Consider the following 16,957-nt stretch of genomic DNA (forward strand, 5'->3'; position numbering starts at 1 on the left):
GGGATGCGCATGCGTAAGGCGACCTCGGCCCTGGTGGGCCTCCTGCTGGCCGGGGTCGCCGCGACCCCGGCCCACGCGGAGACCATCCGTGCGCAGCAATGGCATCTCGACGCCATGAAGGCCGACGAGATTTGGAAGATCACCAACGGAAAAGGGATCACCGTTGCGGTGATCGATACAGGTGTCAACCAGATCCCGGAGCTGGAGGGTCAAGTCCTTCCGGGCAAGGCTTTCCCTATTGGCGACGCAGAGGTTGGTAGGGACAACGACTACTTCGGTCACGGCACTGGCATGGCTGCGATGATCGCCGCTACCGGAAAGCACCCCAGTGGTGATGGGGCATACGGCCTTGCACCTGGAGTCAAGATCCTGCCGATCCGAGTACCCGACTCCATGGAGTCGGCATCGACCCCATCGATGGTCGAAGGCATCCGATATGCGGCAGACTCGGACGCCAAGGTGATCAATATTTCGATGGGTATTCCAAGTAAGCCTGAGGAAGATCAGGATCGGGCTGCCGCTGTGAAGTATGCGATCTCGAGAGGAAAGCTGATCTTCGCCGCGGCAGGAAACACAGGCGACTCCACCAATCTCATCGCCTACCCTGCGGCGACTCCTGGAGTGGTGGGTGTTGGCGCGGTCGACGCCAACGGGGAGCCGACCAAGGAGTCGCAGCACGGACCGCAGATCGATCTGGCAGCACCGGGCATCGACATCGTTTCGGCCTGCAAGGGCAAGTCGGGGCTGTGCAAGACCCACGGCACCAGTGACGCCGCCGGACTCGCCTCCGCCTCCGCCGCTCTCCTCTGGTCCGCCCACCCCGACTGGACCAACAACCAGGTACTCCGCGTCCTCCTGAACACCGCCGGCAAGCCCGCCGACGGCTCCGGGCGCAACGACTACGTCGGCCATGGAATTGTCCGGCCCCGTGTCGCGCTGCAGAATCCCGGTGACCCCGGACCGGCCGATGTCTACCCGCTGCCCGACCTCGCGGCCGCAGCCGGCGGCACGGCCCCCTCCGGCTCCCCGGACGGCAAGGCGCCCGACTCCGCGGCGTCCAAGCCGGCCGCGCGGGCCGAGGAGAAGAAGAGCGGCAGCTCGCTTCCCTGGATCGCGCTCGGGCTCGGGGCCTGCGTGCTGATCGGTGGGGCCGTGACCGTGGTCGTCGTACGCCGCAATCGCTGAAGAAGTACGTCGCTCGGGCGAAGCCGGGCCGGAAAAGGCGAAGGCCGCTCAGGGGTGCGCCTGCCCCTGAGCGGCCCGCCGCGAAGCCGTGACCGGAATCGAACCGGCGTAACTCGCTTTGCAGGCGAGTCCCTCAACCACTCGGGCACACGGCTGTGTGGTGGTGATGTGCACGACCGTACGGGGGCCCGTGGGGGCGGGGAAGGTTTTGCCGGGCCGTGCAACGCGACTGCCATGCCGCGTTCACAGTCGGACGACCTAGGTCTCGCGGCCGAGGGCGGGATCCGTCGAATTGACAGGGTCACTCCAGGGCTACGCACCTTACTCTGGGGCGATGAGCGCCCTTGAACCCCGTGTGCCCCAGCGAACCGCACCGCCCCCGCCCCTGCCCGGGGGCGGGGTTCTCGGGCCCGCCTACCGGACGCTCAGCATCGGGGTCATCTCCGTCGTCTTCCTCATCGCCTTCGAGGCCACCGCCGTCGGTACGGCCATGCCCGTCGCCGCCCGCGAGCTCGACGGGGTCGGGCTCTACGCCTTCGCCTTCTCCGCCTACTTCACCACCAGCCTCTTCGGCATGGTCCTGGCCGGCCAGTGGGCCGACCGGCAGGGGCCGCTGCGGCCCCTGACCGTCGGGATCGCAGCCTTCGCCTCCGGGCTCGTGGTCTCCGGGACCGCCGGCGTCATGTGGGTGTTCGTGCTCGGCCGGGCCGTGCAGGGCTTCGGGGGCGGGCTGGTCATCGTCGCCCTGTACGTCGTCGTCAGCCGGGCCTACGAGGAGCGGCTGCGGCCCGCGATCATGGCCGCCTTCGCCGCGAGCTGGGTGGTCCCCTCCATCGTCGGGCCGCTGGCTTCCGGGACGGTCACCGAGCACCTCGGGTGGCGGTGGGTGTTCCTCGGGATACCGGCGCTGGTCGTGGTCCCGCTCGTGGTGGCGCTGCCCGCGATACGGCGGACCGCGTCCGGGCCCGTCGACCCCGACGCCCCGCCCGTGGCCTTCGACCGGCGGCGGATCCGGCTGGCCCTCGGCATCTCGGTGGGGGCCGGGCTGCTCCAGTACGCCGCCCAGGACCCGCGGTGGCTCTCGATCGTGCCGGGCATCGCCGGCGCCGCCCTGCTGGTGCCCGCCGTGCTGGGGCTGCTGCCGCGCGGGACCTACCGGGCGCGGCGCGGGCTGCCGTCCGTGGTGCTGCTGCGCGGGGTGGCCGCCGGGTCGTTCATCGCGGCGGAGAGCTTCGTACCGCTGATGCTGGTCACCCAGCGGGGGCTGAGCCCGACGCTGGCCGGGTTCTCGCTCGCGCTGGGCGGGCTCACCTGGGCGGGCGGCTCCTGGGTGCAGTCCAAGGGGCGGATGGCGCCGTACCGGGAACGGCTGATGGTGGGCGGGATGGTGATGGTGGCGCTGGCCATCGCCGCGGCGCCCGCCGTGCTGATCGAGTCGGTGCCGGTGTGGACGCTGGCGCTGGCCTGGGCGGTGGGCTGCCTGGGCATGGGCCTGGTGATCGGCTCCACGAGCGTGCTGCTGCTCCAGCTGTCGGCGCCGGATGAGGTGGGGTCCAACTCGGCCGCGCTGCAGATCTCCGACGCGCTGGCGAACGTGGTGCTGCTGGCCGGCGGTGGCGCCGCCTTCGCCGCGCTGGGCGGTGGCGCCGTCGGTGCCTCCCACGCCCTGACGGACGGGGCGTCGGCCTCGCACCCGGCCGCGTTCGCCGTGGTGTTCCTGCCGATGGCCTGCGTGGCGCTGGTGGGCGCCTGGGCCGCGACCCGGCTGGAGCCCGCCGACGCGTGAGTGCCGACGCGTGAGTGCCGGCGCGTGAGCGGCGGGGCGGACGCCTGAGCGCCGGGGCGTTCGGGTGCCGCGGGAAAAGGGCTGCGTCACCGCCGACCGCGTCGCTACCGTTCCCGTCATGAACGAGCTGATCATCCGGCTGTCCGCCGCCGAGCGCACGGAATGCGCCGACCTGGCCGACGCCACCGGCCGAACGCCCGAGGAGCTGGCGCTGGACGCCGTACGTGCGCGGCTGCGGGCCGAGCGGGACCGGGTCGGGGCGGAGGCGCTGCGGCTCGCGCTGCGGCACGCGCCCCTGCTGAAGCGGCTCGGCGAATGAGCGCCGCCGCCGCCCCGGTGCGGCACCTCACGCTCGCCGAGGTCCTCGACCTGGCCCGGCACGCCTGCCTGGCCCAGGACCAGCCCGTCGAACTGCGCGCCCCCGGGCTGCTGGAGTCGGCGGTGCACCGGCCCCGCGCGCGCATGTTCGGGACTCCGGCGTACGAGGATCCGTACGAGCAGGCCGCCGCGTTGCTGCACGGCATCGCGACGAACCACCCGCTGGTCGACGGGAACAAGCGCACCGCCTGGCTCGCCGCGGCGACCTTCCTCGCCGTGAACGGGACCGACCCGGGCGACGCGGACCAGGAGGCCGCGTACGCGCTGGTCATCGATGTGGCCGCCGGACACGAGCCGGACGTCGCGCGGATCGCCCGCCGACTGCGGGCGTTGTGCGAAGCGGTGTGACGCTCGCCGCACCCGCCGAGGTCACGGGCCTGTCCCTCCGCGAGGGGCGGGCCCGGGCCGGTAGGGTGGCCCGGTTGTCCTACGTACGACTGCCTGCCACCCGTACCAGATACGCCGAGAGCACGAACCGGAGACCGTGACTACTACCGCCTCCCACCATCTCTCACCCGCCTTCCCCGGCCGTGCCCCCTGGGGTACCGCCAACAAGCTGCGTGCCTGGCAGCAGGGGGCGCTCGACCGCTACATCCAGAACCAGCCGCGGGACTTCCTCGCGGTCGCCACGCCCGGCGCCGGCAAGACCACCTTCGCGCTCACCCTCGCCTCCTGGCTGCTGCACCACCACATCGTGCAGCAGGTGACCGTCGTCGCGCCGACCGAGCACCTGAAGAAGCAGTGGGCCGAAGCGGCGGCGCGGATAGGTATCCGGCTCGACCCCGAGTACTCCGCCGGACCGCTCAGCAAGGACTACCACGGGGTCGCCGTCACCTACGCCGGTGTCGGCGTGCGGCCGATGCTGCACCGCAACCGCTGCGAGCAGCGCAAGACCCTCGTCATCCTCGACGAGATCCACCACGCCGGTGACTCGAAGTCCTGGGGCGAGGCCTGCCTGGAGGCCTTCGACCCGGCCACCCGGCGCCTGGCCCTGACCGGTACGCCCTTCCGGTCCGACACCAATCCCATTCCCTTCGTGACCTACGAAGAGGGGAACGACGGGATCCGGCGGTCTTCCGCCGACTACACCTACGGCTACGGGAACGCGCTCGGCGACGGCGTCGTCCGGCCGGTCATCTTCCTCTCCTACAGCGGCAACATGCGCTGGCGGACCAAGGCGGGCGACGAGATCGCCGCCCGGCTCGGCGAGCCGATGACCAAGGACGCCATCTCCCAGGCCTGGCGCACCGCGCTGGACCCGCGCGGCGACTGGATGCCGAACGTGCTGCGCGCCGCCGACCAGCGGCTGACGGAGGTCCGCAAGGGCATTCCGGACGCCGGTGGCCTCGTCATCGCCTCCGACCAGGACTCGGCGCGCGCCTACGCCAAGCTGCTCCGGGAGATCACGGGCAGCAAGGCGACCGTGGTGCTGTCCGACGACACCGGCGCGTCGAAGCGGATCGACGAGTTCAGCGAGGACGGCAGCCGCTGGATGGTCGCGGTCCGCATGGTGTCCGAGGGCGTCGACGTACCGCGCCTCGCGGTGGGCGTCTACGCCACCACCATCTCGACGCCCCTGTTCTTCGCGCAGGCCGTCGGGCGTTTCGTGCGTTCGCGCAGGCGCGGCGAGACCGCTTCCGTGTTCCTTCCGACCATTCCCTACCTCCTCGGCTTCGCGAACGAGATGGAGGTCGAGCGCGACCACGTCCTCGACAAGCCGAAGAAGCAGGGCGAGGAGGATCCGTACGCCGAGTCCGAGAAGGAAATGGACGAGGCGAACAAGCAGGAGGACGAGGACACCGGCGAGGACGAGCAGATGTCCTTCGAGGCGCTGGAGTCCGACGCGGTCTTCGACCGGGTCCTCTACGACGGCGCCGAGTTCGGCATGCAGGCGCACCCCGGCAGCGAGGAGGAGCAGGACTACCTCGGTATCCCCGGGCTGCTGGAGCCGGACCAGGTGCAGATGCTGCTGCAGAAGCGGCAGTCGCGCCAGATCGCGCACAGCAGGCGCAAGCCGGACGCGGAGGCGGACCTGCTGGAGCTGCCGGCCGACCGGCGGCCCGTGGTCTCGCACAAGGAGCTGCTGGAACTGCGGAAGTCGCTGAACACGATGGTGGGCGCGTACGTCCACCAGAGCGGCAAGCCGCACGGGGTGATCCACACGGAGCTGCGCCGGGTGTGCGGCGGTCCGCCGAGCGCCGAGGCGACGGCGGGGCAGCTGCGCGAGCGGATCAAGAAGGTGCAGGAGTGGGCCACCCGTATGCGGTGAGTCCATCCGGAGGAACGGAAGAGAAGAGGGGACGGGGTACGTGCGGAGGTCCGCACGTACCCCGTCCCCTCTCTGCCGGTGTCCTTGCCGAGCTTCATCCGAAGCTCGGGATCGAAGACCTCGTTCGTTTCGCCATCGACGCCGACGTCGGGCGGGTGGCAACCGAGGTCACGAAACGACACCGAGGTCGATCAGGAAACGGCACAAACAGGTAGCACGCGCCCGGATTCTGGACGAGCCCTTCCGCTGAGCGAACCTGCTCGCTACTGTCCCCGCATCAAACGCACCGTGGCAGCGCCGCCGCGGGAGCGCAGCCGGTGCAATGGCCGCTACCGGCGGCCTCTCCGTGCGTCGCCGCGGGACCGGCGACGTGCCGCCCCGAGAGTCACCGCCGCTCACCGAAAGAGGGAGAGGCGTCGTGACCGCGGAAACCTCCCAGACTCTCGACAGAGGGCTCAGAGTCCTCAAACTGCTCGCCGACACCGACCACGGTCTGACCGTCACCGAGCTCTCCAACCGCCTCGGTGTGAACCGCACCGTGGTCTACCGGCTCCTCGCGACCCTCGAACAGCACGCCCTGGTCCGCCGCGACCTCGGCGGCCGGGCCCGGGTCGGCCTCGGAGTGCTGCGGCTGGGCCGACAGGTCCATCCGCTCGTACGCGAGGCCGCCCTGCCCGCGCTGCGGTCCCTCGCCGAGGACATAGGTGCCACCGCGCACCTGACCCTCGTCGACGGCACCGAGGCGCTCGCCGTCGCCGTCGTGGAGCCGACCTGGACGGACTACCACGTGGCCTACCGGGCCGGCTTCCGTCACCCGCTGGACCGCGGGGCCGCCGGGCGGGCCATCCTGGCAGCCCGTCAGGGCTCCCTCATCGAGCCGGGGTACACGCTGACCCACGGGGAGCTGGAAGCGGGCGCCAGTGGCGCTGCCGCGCCTCTCGTGGGCGTCACCGGGCTGGAGGGCAGCGTCGGCGTCGTCATGCTGGCGGATGCGGTGCCGGAGCGGGTGGGGCCGCGGGTGGTCGACGCGGCGCGCGAGGTCGCCGACGCCCTTCGCTGAGCCGTGCGCCGAGCCGCGGGCCGTGCGCCGAGCCGCGGGCCCGACGGTCGGTCCGATGCCGGGTGCGGCGCCGTTGCCGGGGGCGCTGCCCCCGGACCCCCGCGCCTCGAACGCCGGCGAGGCTGGGTGGGTGCGCCTCGAACGCCGGCGGGGCTGCGAGAGCGCCTCGAACGCCGGCGGGGCTGGGTGGGTGCGCCTCGAACGCCGGCGGGGCTGGAGGGTGGCCCGGCGGGGTTGGTCGAGGCGGGCGGATAGATTGGGCCGGTGCTCTCACGCCTCACACGTCTGCCGCGTCCCGCCGCCCTGGCCGTCTGCGCCGTGCCCGTGCTCGGGCTGTTCGTCGCGGCGGCCTTCGCGCCGCTGCCCTTCGTGGTCGCCATTCCCGGGCTCACGGCCGACGTTCTGGGCTCGGACCAGGGCAAGCCGGTCATCAGTGTCACCGGGGCCCCGGTCCGGGACACCAAGGGCGAACTGCGGATGACCACCATCCGGGCCACCGGTCCGTCCTCGTCCATGAAGCTGCACGAGCTCGTCGGGCACTGGTTCAAGACGGATCAGGCGGTCATGCCCAGGGAGGCCGTCTACTCCTCGGGCGGAAGCGACGAGGAGATCGAGAAGCACAACCTGGAGGAAATGGCCAAGTCGCAGTCGGCCGCCGCCGACGCGGCCCTCGGCTATCTCCACAAGGACCCCAAGGACGTGAAGGTCGATCTCAACCTCGCCGACGTCGGCGGCCCGAGCGCCGGGCTGCTCTTCTCCCTCGGCATCGTCGACAAGCTCGACGGCGACGGCAGCGGCGGCGATCTCACCGGCGGTCGCACCATCGCCGGTACGGGCACCATCACCGCCGACGGCCAGGTCGGCGCGGTCGGCGGGGTGGCCCTGAAGACCCAGGCCGCGCGGCGCGACGGGGCGAGCGTGTTCCTCGTACCGAAGGCCGAGTGCGCGGACGCGCAGTCGGAGCTGCCCGAGGGGCTGCGGCTCGTCCCCGTCACTTCGCTGACGGATGCGGTGAACTCCCTTCGCGCACTGAACCGGGGAGAGGCCGTCCCGAGCTGCTGACGGCCGGCTCCGGCTCCGGGGCCGCGTCCAGTCCGCGCCAGGCCGGGAAGACCATCGGGGAGAGCGTCGTCAGCAGGTACGTGCCGCCGAACAGCAGCAGCGCCGTGGCGACCCCGAACCCGTCGACCAGCAGACCCGCCGCGAGCCCGCCCAGCGGCATGGTCAGCTCGCAGCCCGCCGTGGCCACCCCCGAGACGCGGCTGCGCAGCGCCTCCGGCACCTGCTCGTACATGACCGTGGTCAGGATCGGGTTGAGCATGCCCGCGCCCAGGCCGGCCAGCGCCATGGTGACGGCGAGCGGCAGGGTCGTGTCGGTGACGGCGGCCACCACGTACCGGGTGGCCCCGGAGAGCAGGAAGGCCGCCGTGAAGACCGCCCGGCGCGGGAAGCGTTCGCCCCACATGCCGTAGAGCAGGGCGCCGAGCAGTGCGAAGCCGCCGAAGAGGGAGATCATCAGGCCGATCGCGGTGGCGCCGCCGAGGGACTCCCGGCCGTGCACCGGCAGCAGGACCGAGGACCATCCCTGGTCCAGGCCGTTGGTCATCATCACCATCACCGTGACGCCCAGCAGCAGCCGGGTGCGGACCATGAAGGCCCAGCCCTCGGCGAGTTCGGCGCGGTACGCCTTGAGGGACACCTTCCCGGCGGTGCGCTGCGGTTCGGCGGCCGGGACCCCGCGCAGGAAGGCGGTGACCAGCAGCGCCGACGCCCCGAAGGTCGCGGCGTCCAGCAGCAGGACGGTCTCGGCGCCGAACACGGCGATGAGCAGGCCGGCCACCGCGGCCCCGGTCATCCGGGCGCCGCGCGAGACCGCGTCGTAGAGGCCGGCGGCCCGGGTGATGGTGGTGCCGGCGTGCTCGGCGAGATTCGGCAGGAGCACGGCGCGGGCGGTCAGGCCCGGGGTGTGCACGAGGCCGCCGACGGCCATCAGCGCGCACAGCATCCAGAAGTCCAGCACGCCGGCGTAGTGCAGCAGCGGGATCGCGCCGACCGACACTCCGCTGATCAGGTCGGAGGCGACCGAGACCCGGCGGCGGCCGATCCGGTCGATGACCGGTCCGCCGACCAGGGCGGCCACGATGACCGGCAGGGTGGCGCAGAAGGCGACGACCCCGGCCCGGCCGGCGCTGCCCGTGGTCTGCAGCACGAACCACGGGACGCCGATGAGGGTGAGTGAACTCCCGGCTATGGAGACGGTGTTGGCGGCCAGTACGCCGACCAGTGGGCGCTTGTCCGTACGGCGCTCCGCGCGCGGCGGCCCGTCCGGTGTTAAGGCGTGCACAGCAGGACTCCTCGGATGGATGGATGGGGGGAGGGAGGGAGGGAGGGAGGGGAAGGCGGGTGCGGCGGGGCCGCTACCCGGCCGACTCGCGCGGGAAGGCGTGCGTGTGGAGGCGGACCGCCTTCGTGCCCTCCGAGGCCGGCAGGTCGCGATAGCTGTTGATCAGGTCGTGCATCCTGTGGATCAGTTCGAGGCTCTGCCCGGCGGTCAGGTGCAGGGTGAAGTCGCTCATGTCCGAGCCGCGCCGCCACTCCCGGGGCCAGCTGTGGGCGTTGCCGAGCCAGGTGCTCAGCTCCTGCGTGTGGATCGTCGCGATCTCGTGGAGGAAGAGGTCCGCCGCACCGCGCACGGCCGGGTCCTCGTCGAGCGTCAGCGTCTCGTCGAACGCCGTGCCGTCGTACACGGCCCGCCACCAGCGCTCGCGGCCCTTGCCGTGCTCGGGCGCGTCCTCGACGAACCCGTGGGCCGCGAGCTGGCGCAGGTGGTAGCTGGTGGCGCCGCTCGACTCCCCGAGCCGGTCGGCCAGTCGGGAGGCGGTCGCGGGGCCGTCGTGGCGCAGGGCGGCCAGCAGCCGGATGCGCAGGGGGTGGGCGAGGCCGCGCAGTGAACGGGCGTCGAGCGTGCGGACGTTGGGCTCTGGGGGCCCTGCGGGCTCGGGCTTCTCGGGCATGGCTCGACGATAGAGTTGCAAAGACTTCTGTGCAAGGGTTTCTTTGCAACGCCTTCTTTGGATGTCAGGCCCGGGTGTCGTCCTCCGCCGCCTGCTCCACCAGCGGGATGATCCGCAGCGGTACCGGGTTCTCCATGACGATCGCCGTCGACGCCCGCACGATCCCCTCGAAGCCGACGACGCGGTCGATCACCCGCTGGAGGTCGGCGTTGGACCGGGCCACCAGCCGGCACAGCATGTCCCCGTGCCCGGTCGTGGTGTGCAGCTCCAGTACCTCCGGCACCCCGTTCAGGTGCGCCCGTACATCCGCACCCTGCCCCTGCTTGATCTCCAGGGTCGCGAAGGCGGTCACCGGATAGCCGAGGGCCGTCGGGTCGACCTGCGGGCCGAACCCGCGGATCACCCCGTTCGACTGGAGCCGGTCCAGACGTGCCTGCACCGTCCCGCGGGCCACGCCGAGCCTGCGCGAGGCCTCCAGGACCCCGATCCGCGGCTCGCGGGCGAGCAGGACGATGAGCCGGCCGTCGAGTTCGTCGATGCCCATGGATGCCTCCGAGTGCCCACGCGTGCTCGCTGGTGGTCATAGTGCACAGATGTTTCAACCAGCCTGCGGTCATCCTGGGCAGTTTGTACAGCCAAACAGGAAACTATTGCGCAGCTTGTGGATCGGCGGGACTCTGCGGTCATGACTGAGACCCTCGACACCACCCCGCACACCGCGCGTGAGGCAGACCCCTTCCCGGTGAAGGGCATGGACGCGGTCGTCTTCGCCGTCGGCAACGCCAAGCAGTCCGCGCACTACTACTCGACCGCCTTCGGCATGAAGCTCGTGGCCTACTCCGGACCGGAGACCGGCTCGCGCGAGACGGCCAGCTACGTCCTGACCAACGGCTCCGCGCGCTTCGTGCTGACCTCGGTCATCAAGGCGACGACCGACCACGGCCGCTTCCTCGACGAGCACGTGGCCGAGCACGGCGACGGCGTGATCGACCTCGCCATCGAGGTCCCGGACGTCCGCGCGGCGTACGCGTACGCCGTCGAGCAGGGCGCCCGCGGTCTGGACGAGCCGTACGAGGTCAAGGACGAGCACGGCACGGTCGTACTGGCCGCCATCGCGACCTACGGCCAGACCCGCCACACGCTGGTCGAGCGCGGCGACTACACCGGCCCGTACCTGCCGGGCTACGTGGCCGCCGACCCGATCGTCGAGCCCCCGGCGAAGCGGACCTTCCAGGCCATCGACCACTGCGTCGGCAACGTCGAGCTCGGCCGGATGAACGAGTGGGTCGCGTTCTACAACAAGGTCATGGGCTTCACGAACATGAAGGAGTTCGTGGGCGACGACATCGCGACCGAGTACTCGGCGCTGATGTCCAAGGTGGTCGCGGACGGCACCAAGAAGGTCAAGTTCCCGATCAACGAGCCGGCGATCGCGAAGAAGAAGTCGCAGATCGACGAGTACCTGGAGTTCTACAACGGCCCCGGTGTCCAGCACATCGCGCTGGCCTCGAACGACATCGTCGCGACGGTCCGCACGATGCGCGCGGCGGGCGTCCAGTTCCTGTCCGTCCCGGACACGTACTACGACACCCTCGGCGAGTGGGTCGGCGACACCCGCGTGCCGATCGACGAGCTGCGCCAGCTGAAGATCCTCGCGGACCGCGACGAGGACGGCTACCTGCTGCAGATCTTCACCAAGCCGGTGCAGGACCGCCCGACGGTCTTCTTCGAGATCATCGAGCGGCACGGCTCGATGGGCTTCGGCAAGGGCAACTTCAAGGCCCTGTTCGAGGCGATCGAGCGCGAGCAGGACAAGCGCGGCAACCTCTAGCCTCCGGCTCGGCCCGAGGGGGGCCTCGGCGCCGCACCCGTTCCCACGGGTGCGGCGCCGCCGTGTTTCCCGGGGGCGCCGCCCCCGGACCCCCGAACCCCCGCGCCCACACGCCGGCGGGGCCGGGATTCAGCGCCCCGACGGCTTCGGCGTGGGCGTCGGTTTGGCCGCCTTCGGGAGCTCCGGTTCCACCCACGGGGCCGTCGGCCGGATGTTCTCCGGGCCCCCCGGCGGCGGCGCGGCGATCGCCGCCAGGGCCTCCTTCGCCAGCGGCCCGCGCAGCGGCGAGAAGTACGGGTTCGTCCGCATGGCCTCCTCCAGGTGGCGGCGGGCCGCCGCCTCGTCGCCGAGGCCGCGCTCGATCATCGCCCGGTGGAAGGCGAACTCCGCGCTCCGCAGGCCCGGTTCCGTGGCCTTCTTCGCGTACTCCAACGCCGCCTCGTCCTCGCCGGCCTGGTGCAGCGCCCACCCCAGCGCGTCCGCGACCTGCACGCTCTTGTGCCGCGACCACTCCTGCGACAGCCGCCGGACCGCCGCCGTCGCATCGCCGTGGTCCGCCTCGTACAGGCCGAGGACCACGTCGTCGTCCACCCCGTTGCGGCCGTCCCGGGCCGCCATCATGGCCAGCGTCCCGTACTGGGCGCGCGCCTCCTGGCCCCGGCCGAGCGAGTCCAGCAGTTCGCCCAGCTCCCGCGCCAGCTGCGGCACCGGGGTACGTCCCAGCGCCATCCGGTAGTCCCGTACCGCCTCACCGCCGCGCCCCAGCGCCGCCAGCGCGCGGGCCCGCCCGCCGAGGGCCTCCGCCTGCGCCGGATCCGTGCGCAGCGCGCCCTCGTACTGCCGCAGGGCCTCCGCCGGGTCGCCCCGCTCCCAGGACAGCTCCCCGAGCCGGAACAGCGCGTACGCCTTCTCCGCCGGGGCCTTCGCCGCACCCGCCGCGTGCTCCATCGCCATCACCGCGTCCTCGCGCCAACCGCGGTCCCGGTAGACCTGCGAGGCCCTGACGTACGCGACCAGGCCCGGCCGCATCTCCATCAGCAGCTCCATCGCCTTCTGCGCGCCCTTGTAGTCGCCGAGCCCGGTGTACGCGTCCACCAGCACCGGGTACGCCGTCCACCGCTTGGGCGCCTGCGCCCGTACGAGCTCGCCCCACTTGCGGGCCGTACCGAAGTCCCGCCGGGCGTTGGCCAGCGCGCCCATGGCCGTCATCGCGTCGAGGTTGCCCTTCTCGGCCGGTCGTGCCTCCAGCGACCGTTTCAGGGCCTTCTCCGCCCTGGGGAACCAGCCCGAATCGGCCGTGCGCCGCGCCTGTTCGAGGTAGGCGGAGCCGAGGACGGCCCACGAGGCCTCGTCGTCCGGATGCGCCGCCAGCCACTTCTCCCGGTCCGTGACCAGCGCCTTCAGGTCCACCACCGCCGCGGGTGCGCCCATCCCCACGGCGGAGGCGGCGCGCTCGCTCGGCCGGGGCGGGCGGGCGTCGTCATCGGTCCTGGCGGGCCGGATCAGCAGGGCCCCGGCGATCAGGACCACGGCGACCGCGGCCGCCACGAGCGTCTTGCGGCCGGTGAAGGTCACGGGCGGCGCCGGCGTCTGCGATTCCTCGTCGATACGGTCCATGGGGTCACTGTGCGTCAATATGAAGAGTTCGCCGAGGTGCCCGAAGTGGGGCGCGGGCGTGTTCACACCGATGGCCCCGGGTGCCACGCTGGTCCCATGGATGACGATCTCTTCGCACGTCTACGGGCCGGCCTGCTGGAAGGGCTCCCCGCCGAGGCCCTGCTCACCGATCCCCAGGTGACCACCTCCTACGCCACCGACATGGCCAGCTTCTGCGCCGCCGGAACCCCGGCCGCCGTCGTCCTGCCCCGGACCGTGGAACAGGTCCAGCACGTCCTGCGCACCGCCACCGCCCTACGGGTCCCCGTGGTCCCGCAGGGTGCCCGGACGGGCCTGTCGGGCGGCGCCAACGCCTCCGACGGCTGCATCGTGCTCTCGCTCGTCAAGATGGACCGGATCCTGGAGATCAGCGCCGTCGACCGGATCGCGGTGGTCGAGCCGGGCGTGGTGAACGCCGTGCTCTCGCGCGAGGTCGCCCGCCAGGGCCTGTACTACCCGCCCGACCCCTCCAGCTGGGAGCAGTGCACCATCGGCGGCAACATCGGCACCGCCTCGGGCGGGCTGTGCTGCGTCAAGTACGGGGTCACCGCCGAGTACGTGCTCGGCCTCGACGTGGTCCTGGCCGACGGACGGCTGCTGCGCACGGGCCGGCGTACGGCCAAGGGCGTGGCCGGCTACGACCTCACCCGGCTGTTCGTGGGCTCCGAGGGCAGCCTGGGCGTCGTGGTCCAGGCCGTCCTCGCCCTGCGTCCGGCGCCGCCCCGGCAGCTGGCGCTGGCCGCCGAGTTCCCCTCCGTCGCGGCCGCCTGCGAGGCCGTGTGCGCCGTCATGGAGGCGGGCCTGACCCCCTCGCTGCTGGAGCTGATGGACCGTACGACCGTCCACGCCGTCAACCGGCTCGGGAAGATGGGGCTCCCGGAGTCCACGGAGGCCCTGCTGCTGGCCGCCTTCGACACCCCGCACGCCCCCGAGGACCTCGCGGCCGTCGGGGAGCTGTGCACGGCCGCCGGGGCCACCGCCGTCGTGCCCGCCGAGGACGAGGCGGAGTCCGAACTGCTGCTGCAGGCGCGGCGGATGTCCTTCCCGGCGCTGGAGGCGCTGCGGCCCGCGACGATGATCGACGACGTGTGCGTACCGCGCTCGCGGCTCGGCGAGATGCTGGACGGGACGGCCGCCATCGCCCGCGCCCAGAACCTGCTCATCGGCGTCTGCGCGCACGCCGGGGACGGCAACACCCACCCGATCGTCTGCTTCGACCCCGCGGACGAGGACGAGACGCGGCGGGCCCGCGAGTCCTTCGGCGAGATCATGGCGCTCGGCCTCTCCCTGGGCGGGACCATCACCGGCGAGCACGGGGTCGGCGTGCTGAAGAAGGAGTGGCTGGCCCGCGAACTCGGCCCGGTGGGCATGGAGATGCAGCGGGCCGTCAAGCAGGCCTTCGACCCCCTGGGGCTGCTCAACCCGGGCAAGCTCTTCTGACGCGTCCCGCGCGGGGCGGCCGGGCGTGCGGTCGCCCGGCATCACAGCTCCCCGTCCGCCGATTCGTCCGACGGCCACGGGCCGCGCAGCCACAGGTCGTCGGCCGGGGTCGGGGTGAGCAGCTCGGCCAGCGCGGCGTCCAGGCCGAGCCGTTCGGCCTCGGTGCCGGGCGGGACGACGCGCAGGGTGCGTTCCAGCCAGGCCGACACGGAGGCCGCGGGCGCCTCCAGGAGGGCGTCGCCGTCGGGGGAGGTGAGCGCCATGCAGAGCACGGCCTTGTTGTCGACCTTGGTGGGCCAGATCCGGACGTCGCCGTGACCGCAGGGGCGGAACACGCCCTCGACGAGCAGTTCGCGGGCGAAGGTCCAGTTGACGGGCGTGTGGGAGCCGGTGTGGAAGGTGATGTGCACGGCGTACGGGTCGTCCGTGAGGTAGAGGAGCCGCGCGGGGACGGGGATGCTGCGCTCGGGGGACAGGACCAGCTTCAGTTCCAGCTCGCGCTCGATGACGGGGTGGTGCATGACGGCCTCACTTCGGTTCGGTGTGCGGGGCCGGACGGCGCCCCACACCCGGAGAGAGCACCGGTGTGCCGGGGTATGACGCGACTTCCGGAAGCGAACCGGAGATTGGCCGATTTCTTTCGGCTGACCGAAAACCGTCGTGCAGGGTGTCGTTCGCTCGTTTGCTTGGATTCTCCCGTTACCGGACCTGCCGGGGGGTGGTTCTTGGCTATGGTCCTCCCTTGCACAAGCCTCAAGCCACGATCGGAGTTGGGGACATGACGGCCTCCCCTGGTGACGGCGAGCACGCGGCCCGCGAGGGCTACTACCCGGATCCGTCCATCCCGGGGTACATCCGCTACTGGAACGGCGCGGCCTGGGTTCCGGGTACGAGCCGCCCTGCCCCGCAACCGGCACCCGCCGCGCCCGCTCCCGTCGCCACGCCGGCCGCCCCCGCGGCCCCCGCGGCCCGTGTGGGGCACGCGCCGCGCGCGGACGAGACCGGGCCGGTGTTCCTGGACGAGACCTCCATGACCGAGGCGCTCCCGGAGCCCGCGCCTGCACCGGCACCTGCACCTGCACCTGCACCTGCACCCGCCCATGTCCCTGCCCCCGCTCCGGCTCCCGCCCCCGCGCCCGTTGCCGAGGCGGCCGCAGAGCCCGTGGTGTGGCAGGCCGACCCCGTGCACCAGGCCGGCTTCGGCGGGCCCCGGGACCACCGGGTGTCGTGGGGCAGCACACCGGATCCGGAACCCGAAGCGGAAGCCGAACCGGAACCGGCTGCCGAACCGGTTGCGGAAGGCGCTCCGCGGTCGGCGGGGATCTCCCTGGCCCGTACGGCGGCCGCCGCGGCCGCCCCCGCCGCGGCCACTGCGAGACGTCCCGAGCAGGCCTCCGCGGGGATCCTGTCCGTGCGCTCCCCGGCCGCCCAGAACCCGGCTCCGGCCCAGGCTCCGGCCCAGGCCCCGGCCCAGGCCCCGGCGTGGCCCGACGCCCCCGGAGCCGGCGGGTCCGGGCTCACCTCCTCGTGGCCCGAGGCGGTCGCCGCCGCCCCCGCACCTGCGCCCGCACCGGCGCCCGCACCGGCCCCCGCACCGGCGCCCGCGCCGTCCCGGACCCGCGCGGCAGCGCCCGCCCCCGCGTCCGCCCCCGCCCCCGAAGCCCCGGCCGCCGACCGGCCCGAGGTGTGGGCCCCGCGTCCCGCCGGAGTGCGCCCGAGGATCGCCGCCGAGCCCCGCCCGCGGACGCCCGAGCCGCGCGCGCCCGAGGAGGCCCGCCCGGGCGACTCCGGCTCCCGGCCCGCGGGGGCCCGTACGCCCCGGGAGGTGTTCGAGCGCATGGCCGAACGGGCCGTGCGCCCCGCCGGGCTGGTGCGCCGCGCCGTGGCCCGCGCCCTGGACTCCCTCGTCCTCGCCGCCGTCGCGGCCGCCGTCGCCCGGCCCCTCCTGCCCGCGGCCACCGCCCACGTCGAGGCCAAGGTGGACGCCGCCCGGGTGAGCGGCCGCACCACCACCGTCTGGCTCCTCGACGCGACCATCGCCGGCCAGTTGGGCCTGGTCCTCGGCGCGGTCCTCCTCTTCGGGGTCCTGTACGAGGCGCTGCCCACCGCCCGCTGGGGCCGCACCCCGGGCAAGAAGCTGCTGGGCGTCCGGGTCCTGGCGACCGCCACCCTGAGCCCGCCCACCTTCGGCGCGGCCCTGCGCCGCTGGCTGGTGTACGCCCTCCTCGGCATTCCGGGCAGCCTCTGGTGCCTTGTGGACCGCCCGCGTCGGCAGGCCTGGCACGACAAGGCGGCGAGGACGTACGTGGCCCGCTGAGGGCGCCCCGCCGCCTCCGGA

Annotated in this window: 15 protein-coding genes and 1 tRNA gene; 10 read left to right on the plus strand and 6 right to left on the minus strand. The window is 72.7% G+C overall.

Going from position 1 to position 16,957, the window contains the following annotated elements:
* Positions 1 to 3: 3 nt before the first annotated feature.
* On the plus strand, positions 4 to 1,185 hold the full coding sequence (gene mycP, locus OG373_RS24405) for a type VII secretion-associated serine protease mycosin (RefSeq protein WP_405440309.1): 1,182 nt from the start codon (positions 4 to 6) through the stop codon (positions 1,183 to 1,185).
* An 83-nt stretch (positions 1,186 to 1,268) separates the two neighbouring features.
* Here mycP and OG373_RS24410 read toward each other — a convergent pair.
* Positions 1,269 to 1,340, minus strand: a tRNA-Cys gene (locus tag OG373_RS24410).
* 179 nt (positions 1,341 to 1,519) lie between these two features.
* Between OG373_RS24410 and OG373_RS24415 the strand changes: the two genes are divergently transcribed.
* The 6 genes from OG373_RS24415 to OG373_RS24440 all read left to right on the plus strand — a co-directional run bounded on the left by OG373_RS24415 (position 1,520) and on the right by OG373_RS24440 (position 7,740).
* Positions 1,520 to 2,971, plus strand: coding sequence for an MFS transporter (locus tag OG373_RS24415; protein ID WP_405440310.1), 1,452 nt, complete (start codon positions 1,520 to 1,522; stop codon positions 2,969 to 2,971).
* 118 nt (positions 2,972 to 3,089) lie between these two features.
* Positions 3,090 to 3,290 (plus strand): hypothetical protein, encoded by a 201-nt coding sequence (locus OG373_RS24420; protein ID WP_405440311.1) that lies wholly within the window; start codon positions 3,090 to 3,092, stop codon positions 3,288 to 3,290.
* Positions 3,287 to 3,697 (plus strand): type II toxin-antitoxin system death-on-curing family toxin, encoded by a 411-nt coding sequence (locus tag OG373_RS24425; protein ID WP_405440312.1) that lies wholly within the window; start codon positions 3,287 to 3,289, stop codon positions 3,695 to 3,697. Before OG373_RS24420 ends, OG373_RS24425 begins: the two co-directional genes overlap by 4 nt.
* A 136-nt stretch (positions 3,698 to 3,833) precedes the next feature.
* A complete protein-coding gene (locus OG373_RS24430) occupies positions 3,834 to 5,618 on the plus strand; it encodes a DEAD/DEAH box helicase (protein WP_030388678.1) in 1,785 nt (594 codons plus the stop codon).
* A 418-nt stretch (positions 5,619 to 6,036) separates the two neighbouring features.
* The gene (locus tag OG373_RS24435; protein ID WP_030388679.1) at positions 6,037 to 6,678 is read left to right on the plus strand and encodes an IclR family transcriptional regulator; all 642 of its coding nucleotides are present in this window, start codon (positions 6,037 to 6,039) and stop codon (positions 6,676 to 6,678) included.
* A gap of 264 nt (positions 6,679 to 6,942) precedes the next feature.
* The gene (locus OG373_RS24440; protein ID WP_405440313.1) at positions 6,943 to 7,740 is read left to right on the plus strand and encodes a PDZ domain-containing protein; all 798 of its coding nucleotides are present in this window, start codon (positions 6,943 to 6,945) and stop codon (positions 7,738 to 7,740) included.
* Here OG373_RS24440 and OG373_RS24445 read toward each other — a convergent pair.
* From OG373_RS24445 to OG373_RS24455, 3 genes are all read right to left on the minus strand, one after another.
* Positions 7,670 to 9,022, minus strand: a complete 1,353-nt coding sequence (locus tag OG373_RS24445; RefSeq protein ID WP_405440315.1) for an MFS transporter — start codon at positions 9,020 to 9,022, stop codon at positions 7,670 to 7,672. The two genes, OG373_RS24440 and OG373_RS24445, sit on opposite strands and share 71 nt — an antisense overlap.
* A 73-nt stretch (positions 9,023 to 9,095) precedes the next feature.
* A complete protein-coding gene (locus OG373_RS24450; protein WP_405440316.1) occupies positions 9,096 to 9,692 on the minus strand; it encodes an ArsR/SmtB family transcription factor in 597 nt (198 codons plus the stop codon).
* A 64-nt stretch (positions 9,693 to 9,756) separates the two neighbouring features.
* Positions 9,757 to 10,236 (minus strand): Lrp/AsnC family transcriptional regulator, encoded by a 480-nt coding sequence (locus tag OG373_RS24455; RefSeq protein WP_033226610.1) that lies wholly within the window; start codon positions 10,234 to 10,236, stop codon positions 9,757 to 9,759.
* A gap of 141 nt (positions 10,237 to 10,377) precedes the next feature.
* Here OG373_RS24455 and hppD point away from each other — a divergent pair, with 141 nt between their 5' ends.
* On the plus strand, positions 10,378 to 11,523 hold the full coding sequence (gene hppD, locus OG373_RS24460; RefSeq protein WP_405440319.1) for a 4-hydroxyphenylpyruvate dioxygenase: 1,146 nt from the start codon (positions 10,378 to 10,380) through the stop codon (positions 11,521 to 11,523).
* A 129-nt stretch (positions 11,524 to 11,652) separates the two neighbouring features.
* Here hppD and OG373_RS24465 read toward each other — a convergent pair whose 3' ends face one another.
* On the minus strand, positions 11,653 to 13,140 hold the full coding sequence (locus OG373_RS24465) for a tetratricopeptide repeat protein (RefSeq protein ID WP_405440320.1): 1,488 nt from the start codon (positions 13,138 to 13,140) through the stop codon (positions 11,653 to 11,655).
* A 96-nt stretch (positions 13,141 to 13,236) separates the two neighbouring features.
* On the opposite strand from OG373_RS24465, the gene OG373_RS24470 reads away from it, so the two are divergent.
* Entirely contained in the window at positions 13,237 to 14,619 is a 1,383-nt protein-coding gene (locus OG373_RS24470) for an FAD-binding oxidoreductase (RefSeq protein WP_405440322.1), read from the plus strand.
* Positions 14,620 to 14,660: 41 nt separating this feature from the next.
* Here OG373_RS24470 and OG373_RS24475 read toward each other — a convergent pair whose 3' ends face one another.
* Positions 14,661 to 15,140 (minus strand): SsgA family sporulation/cell division regulator, encoded by a 480-nt coding sequence (locus tag OG373_RS24475; RefSeq protein WP_405440324.1) that lies wholly within the window; start codon positions 15,138 to 15,140, stop codon positions 14,661 to 14,663.
* Positions 15,141 to 15,397: 257 nt separating this feature from the next.
* On the opposite strand from OG373_RS24475, the gene OG373_RS24480 reads away from it, so the two are divergent.
* Complete coding sequence (locus OG373_RS24480) at positions 15,398 to 16,936, plus strand: RDD family protein (RefSeq protein WP_405440326.1); 1,539 nt, start codon at positions 15,398 to 15,400, stop codon at positions 16,934 to 16,936.
* The last annotated feature ends 21 nt before the right edge of the window (positions 16,937 to 16,957 follow it).

Source organism: Streptomyces avidinii (genome assembly GCF_045161815.1).
In the GTDB taxonomy this organism is placed as follows: Bacteria; Actinomycetota; Actinomycetes; order Streptomycetales; family Streptomycetaceae; genus Streptomyces; species Streptomyces avidinii.